The sequence below is a fragment of the Hyphomonas sp. genome (assembly GCF_013823385.1).
Classification (GTDB): Bacteria; Pseudomonadota; Alphaproteobacteria; order Caulobacterales; family Hyphomonadaceae; genus Hyphomonas.
The window spans coordinates 1-4,604 of sequence record NZ_PNMA01000077.1 but is presented as its reverse complement, the minus strand read 5'-3'; the positions used below and the strand labels follow the sequence as shown (position 1 = coordinate 4,604).

The window sequence follows — 4,604 nt, the reverse complement described above, 5'->3', positions numbered from 1 at the left end:
AACCCCAGGCGCCGCCCCTCGACCTGCCCGACCATCGCGCCATCGGGCAGCTGCCCATTGAGGATCGCTTCGAACGCGCCCTTCTCGACCTGGCCCTCGAGTCCGAGTGCGCGCGCACCTTCGCCGCCCCAGACCCCAGCCTCCGCGTGTTCCTGCTCGGTGTAGTAGTTGTCGTTGGCGAAATAGGCGGCGGCCCCGCTCGACGACCTGACGGATGCGATGGAGTGCATGGCCCTACATCTCCGGTCCGTCGTCATGGGAATGCGAGCGATCGTCGATCTCGCGTGCAGCCTTGCCGCCGCGCTCGGCGGACTTCTCTTCACGGACGGGGTCATTGAGTTCGCGGGTCACGCCCGCGCGCTGCGCCGCAGCCTTCGCCGAGGCATGGTCCGCAGCCTTGTCCGGCACTTCCTGTTCGCGCCCGCCATTCCGCTCGCCCTGCGGAGCCTGTTCGAGCCTGAAGGCCATCTGGCTGCCCACACTGGGATCCTGTGCGGGCCCTTCAGGTAGGTTTTCCGGGGCGGGATGCTCCGGATCACCCTGCTCGGATGCAAGCGTGCCCGGACCGTTTTCGAGATCGTCATTGCGCAATTCACGCTCGGGTTCGCCGCGCGGTTCGCGGCCCCCGACCTCCGTTTCTTCGGCGTCATCTACCAGCGGCGGCACGAACTCGATGGGCTGGACATTCTCACGCAGGACATAGCCTTCGGCGACCTTGGGATAGTCCGTGTAGGTGAGCTTGATCCGCGCCGCATCGAAGCCTTCGGGGAAGACAAGGAAACCGCGCAGCGATGGCAGGCGCATGATGTCATCGGGAATGACCAGCGGCTGCACTTCCGAGCGGGGCGTGATGGTCGCGGCGTCGCGGATGTTGGAATAGCCATAGCTGTAGGCCTCATCCATCATCCTGACTTCGCGGTGCCCGATATAGTCCGAACAGTGCTCGGCGGTGTCGCGGTCGGCGGCCGCCAGGATCAGCTTGGTACGCGCGAGCGAGGCGAGGTTCTGCGCGCCTTCCTTGCCATAGGTCTCGGCCAGTTTGGCAAAGGAGTGGATGCCGAGCACGAAGGCGCCGCCAAAGCCGCGCGCGGTCTGCAGGCCGTCCTCGATGGCCGGCAGGCGGTGGAGCGCATGAACCTCGTCGAAGAAGAACCAGGTGCGCAAGGACCGGGTAGTCGCGCGCTTCGATCATCGAGGCATTGGTCTTGGACGACACCCTGGACCCACGCACCGGCGAGAAAGGCCGACCGGTTTCGACAAGGTAGATCCGCGCGGCATGGTCACGCATGCACTCCATCGCATCGCGGCATTCGGCAAGGCTGCGGGCCTGCATGGTCAGGTCTTCCAGATCGGTCGCGTAAACCTCGCTCGGATCGTATTCGCGCAGCTTCTCCTGGAGCCGGTTCGCCATCGCGTCCTCGCGGTCATCGAGGCGTTTGGCGACGACGTGGAAGCTGTTGGCCACGCCCCAGGCGACTTCGCTCGCGAAGTCCTCCATCCGGGTGTCGCGGAACAGGTCGAAGACGGTCGCGAGCATCATCTCGATCGCCGCCTGCGCCACCTCGGGATCGGGCATTTCGACAGCGCTCGGCTCATGCTCGATCGAGAGCTTGGCCAGTTCGGTCTGCTCCATGAATGCCCGGGCGTAGTCGGGCGTGGCGATTTCACGCGCATAGTGTTCGGCAAGGTCGGCGAAGTTCGAGAAACGGTCCGTCATGATAACCTCCAAATGGAATTTTCTCTCATCACGCTGATGAAAGATGCCCATCGGAAGGACGCCGGAATCAGGCAGTCAGGGACGGCGGCGCGCCCGCGCTGCCGCCGCGTGTCGCGGGCGTGGGGGGAGCCGATTTTGCTCGCAAGGCGCTAGCCGCAGCAGGCCAAAATCGGGGGGCACCCGCGATCCTTGACGGCCGCCAATCTCCCAGGCGTCATGCTATGGCGATGCTGATTTCGCTCAGCCACCGAGATGAGAGAGAGATTACGGTTTTGCCCCCGAACCCCATCTGGGCGTTCGGGGTTAACCGCAAAACGCCATGTCCTCTGCGCCCCGCTTGATTGCCGTGGCCGAAGGATGTCTGTGGGTTGTCGCGGGGCGCGCTGGCTGCGCCGTGGTCGGCGGAGCCAGCTACAAATGACGGATCCCTTGTCGGAGCCAGTCAGTCGCCCTGTGGCCCGGTGCATCGCACGGGCGCGGGACGGCGACGGAGGCGAAGGCAAGAGTGCCGGCGGCCCAATGCAGGAAACCCCGCACCCGCAGGAGCGCGCCAGCAAGGCGCGCGGGACCGAGTGCGGCAATCTTGACGGGGCCGCTCCTTATTTTCGGACCTGCGATGTCTGACACCCTGCTGATCGTCGTCATCTCCGAAAGCCGTCGCCGGTGATGGTGATGGTGGTGATGATCAACAGACATGCGCTGACCATGATCATGATGGCCTTCGAAGGGCCTTTCGCGGTGGTATGGTTTGTTAGAAATATGTGTGTTAGTTTCTAACGGAAGGAGTACACGAATCATGTCCGCCATGGCCGACAAGATCATGAAGCGCGTTCGCGCGAAGGGGCGGGGGTGGGTATTCACCCCCAAGCATTTCATCGACTTCGGCACACGCGGCTCGGTCGACATGGCGCTGTCGCGTCTGGCGCAGGCTGGAGAGATACGCCGGATCGGGCGCGGCCTCTACGACTATCCGCAGCTGCACGACAAGCTGGGCGCGCTGACACCAGATGCCGAGATGATCGCGCAGGCCGTATCGGCGCAAAGCGGCGACCGGCTCGCGCCCTCGGCAGCAGCAGCGGCCAACAAGCTTGGACTGTCGACACAAGTACCTGCCAGGGCGAGCTATGCAACGACAGGACGAACCCGCGTGCGCCAGGCCGCTGGCCGAAGCGTCACGCTCAAGCACAGCCGCGCACCAGTGCTGGGCAATGCCTCTGAGGCTGCCAACGGCGTGGTCCAGTTCCTGGCCGGGCTCGGGCGAGACAAGATCGATGCGAATGCGATTTCGCAGCTCGCCGCGCGGCTCGACGACAAGGACGTGCAGGCGCTGATCAAGGGCCGCGCGCAGATGCCGGGTTGGATGGGCGATGTCGTGCTGAAGATCGGGGCGGCGCACCATGGATGAATTTGCCCGGCGGCCTGCCGAAGAGCGGCGGGCGTTCTTTGCCGAAGCTGCCGCACGCCGCGATCTCACGTCACTCATCGTCGAGAAGGACTTCTGGGTGTGCTGGACCCTGCGCCGGCTGATGGGCGTGCCCGAGTTGGCCAAGGTCCTGACCTTCAAGGGCGGGACCTCGCTCTCGAAAGCATTCGGGATCATCAAGCGATTTTCAGAGGACATCGATCTCACCATCAATCGCGCCGCGCCGCTGCTCGGCGAGGTCGCTTCGCCGATGGCGAGCGACATCAGCGGCAAGGAGCGCGAACGGCGCGGCAAGGCGCTCGGCGCTGCGGCGCAAAACTGGGTTGGAACGATCCTCCTTCCGACGCTTGCGCAAGCGATCGCGGAAGCCCTGGGCACCCGTGATGGTTGGAGCATCGAGGCGGATCCCGCAGACAAGGATCGGCAGACCGTCCTGTTCAACTACCCGGCATCCTCGGGCTACGGCCTCGACTATGGCAACACTTATGGCGGGCGTACCGGCTACGTACAGCCGCGAATCAAGCTCGAATTTGGGGCAAGGGGCGATCCCGAGCCATTCGAGCTGCGGGACATCCTGCCATATGTCGCCGAGGACTTTCCGGACGAATTGCCCGATGCGGTGGCCGCCGTGCCAACGCTTGCACTCGAAAGGACCTACTGGGAGAAGGCGACGATCCTGCATGCGCTGCACCACAGCGGCAAATTGCGGCCAGGTCTGTCGCGGCACTTCTATGATGTGTTCATGCTCGATGCTGCCGGCATCACGGAACGGGCGCTGGCCGAGCGTGTACTGCTGGAGCAGGTTGTCTGGAACAAGAGTCTGCTCTTCGCTGATGCCAGAGCCTCCTACGGAACGGCGCAGCTCGCCACACTGCGGCTTTCGGTCACTGACGCAATGCGCGAGGAACTTGCGGCGGACTACGCCGCCATGGCGGAAATGTTCATGGAGGAGCCCCCAGCTTTCGACGAGTTGGTGTCCCGCCTGGCGGATATCGAGCGACGGATCAATGCGGCCGGCTAGCCCACAGGGGCACCGGCAAAGCGACGGCAAAGGTCAGGAGACGTCTCGGATGGAATTTGACGACCAGATGCGGCGCTTCTTCGGGACCGATGATCTCGGTTCGGTGTCACCCGCGGCAGTGGCGAGCGGCATCGAACGGATGCAGGTCGAGTTTGGCCTTGAAACCGACAAGGGCCGCAGGTTTGCAATGTGGTCGCTGCTCTACATGTTGGGTTCGGCGCCGGACCTCGACGTCGCCTTCAAGGACGAACGCGACCGCGATGCGGCGCGCATGTTTATGGATCTGCTGGACCAGGCAAACGATACCACACAGAGTTGATCGAGCCTCCGAAACGCCGGCCTCAGGCTTATCCCACATTCGAGCAATCAGCGCGATTTGTGGGATAAGCAGTCCGCCAAAGGCGAGCGATGGCATCTCGACGGCGCAAGATGGCGCACAATCG

Annotated in this window: 4 protein-coding genes and 2 pseudogenes; 3 read left to right on the top strand and 3 right to left on the bottom strand. The window is 63.9% G+C overall.

Going from position 1 to position 4,604, the window contains the following annotated elements:
- The 3 genes and pseudogenes from C0456_RS19585 to C0456_RS21005 form a co-directional block, all read right to left on the bottom strand.
- A partial coding sequence (locus C0456_RS19585; RefSeq protein ID WP_291056003.1) for a relaxase domain-containing protein occupies positions 1-230 on the bottom strand: 230 nt, incomplete at its 3' end.
- Positions 231-234: 4 nt separating this feature from the next.
- Positions 235-1,173 (bottom strand): annotated as a pseudogene (locus C0456_RS19580) (type IV secretion system DNA-binding domain-containing protein); the annotation flags it as partial.
- Positions 1,172-1,717 (bottom strand): annotated as a pseudogene (locus C0456_RS21005) (hypothetical protein); the annotation flags it as partial. The pseudogenes C0456_RS21005 and C0456_RS19580, both read right to left, overlap by 2 nt.
- A 796-nt stretch (positions 1,718-2,513) precedes the next feature.
- Between C0456_RS21005 and C0456_RS19570 the strand changes: the two are divergent.
- From C0456_RS19570 to C0456_RS19560, 3 genes are read left to right on the top strand one after another with little or no spacing between them, the layout of a single operon-like run.
- Positions 2,514-3,122 carry a DUF6088 family protein gene (locus C0456_RS19570; RefSeq protein WP_124810854.1) on the top strand — a complete coding sequence of 203 codons (609 nt, stop codon included), beginning with the start codon at positions 2,514-2,516 and terminating at the stop codon, positions 3,120-3,122.
- Positions 3,115-4,161: a nucleotidyl transferase AbiEii/AbiGii toxin family protein gene (locus C0456_RS19565; RefSeq protein ID WP_291055991.1), complete on the top strand. Its 1,047-nt coding sequence runs from the start codon at positions 3,115-3,117 to the stop codon at positions 4,159-4,161. Before C0456_RS19570 ends, C0456_RS19565 begins: the two co-directional genes overlap by 8 nt.
- Positions 4,162-4,210: 49 nt before the next feature.
- Entirely contained in the window at positions 4,211-4,480 is a 270-nt protein-coding gene (locus C0456_RS19560) for a hypothetical protein (protein WP_124810852.1), read from the top strand.
- Positions 4,481-4,604: the final 124 nt, after the last annotated feature.

Excerpts from the sequence above, each read along its gene's own strand:
- C0456_RS19565 (WP_291055991.1), top strand. The coding sequence starts at position 3,115 with ATGGATGAATTTGCCCGGCGGCCTGCCGAAGAGCGGCGGGCGTTCTTT.
- C0456_RS19560 (WP_124810852.1), top strand. The coding sequence starts at position 4,211 with ATGGAATTTGACGACCAGATGCGGCGCTTCTTCGGGACCGATGATCTC.
- C0456_RS19570 (WP_124810854.1), top strand. The coding sequence starts at position 2,514 with ATGTCCGCCATGGCCGACAAGATCATGAAGCGCGTTCGCGCGAAGGGG.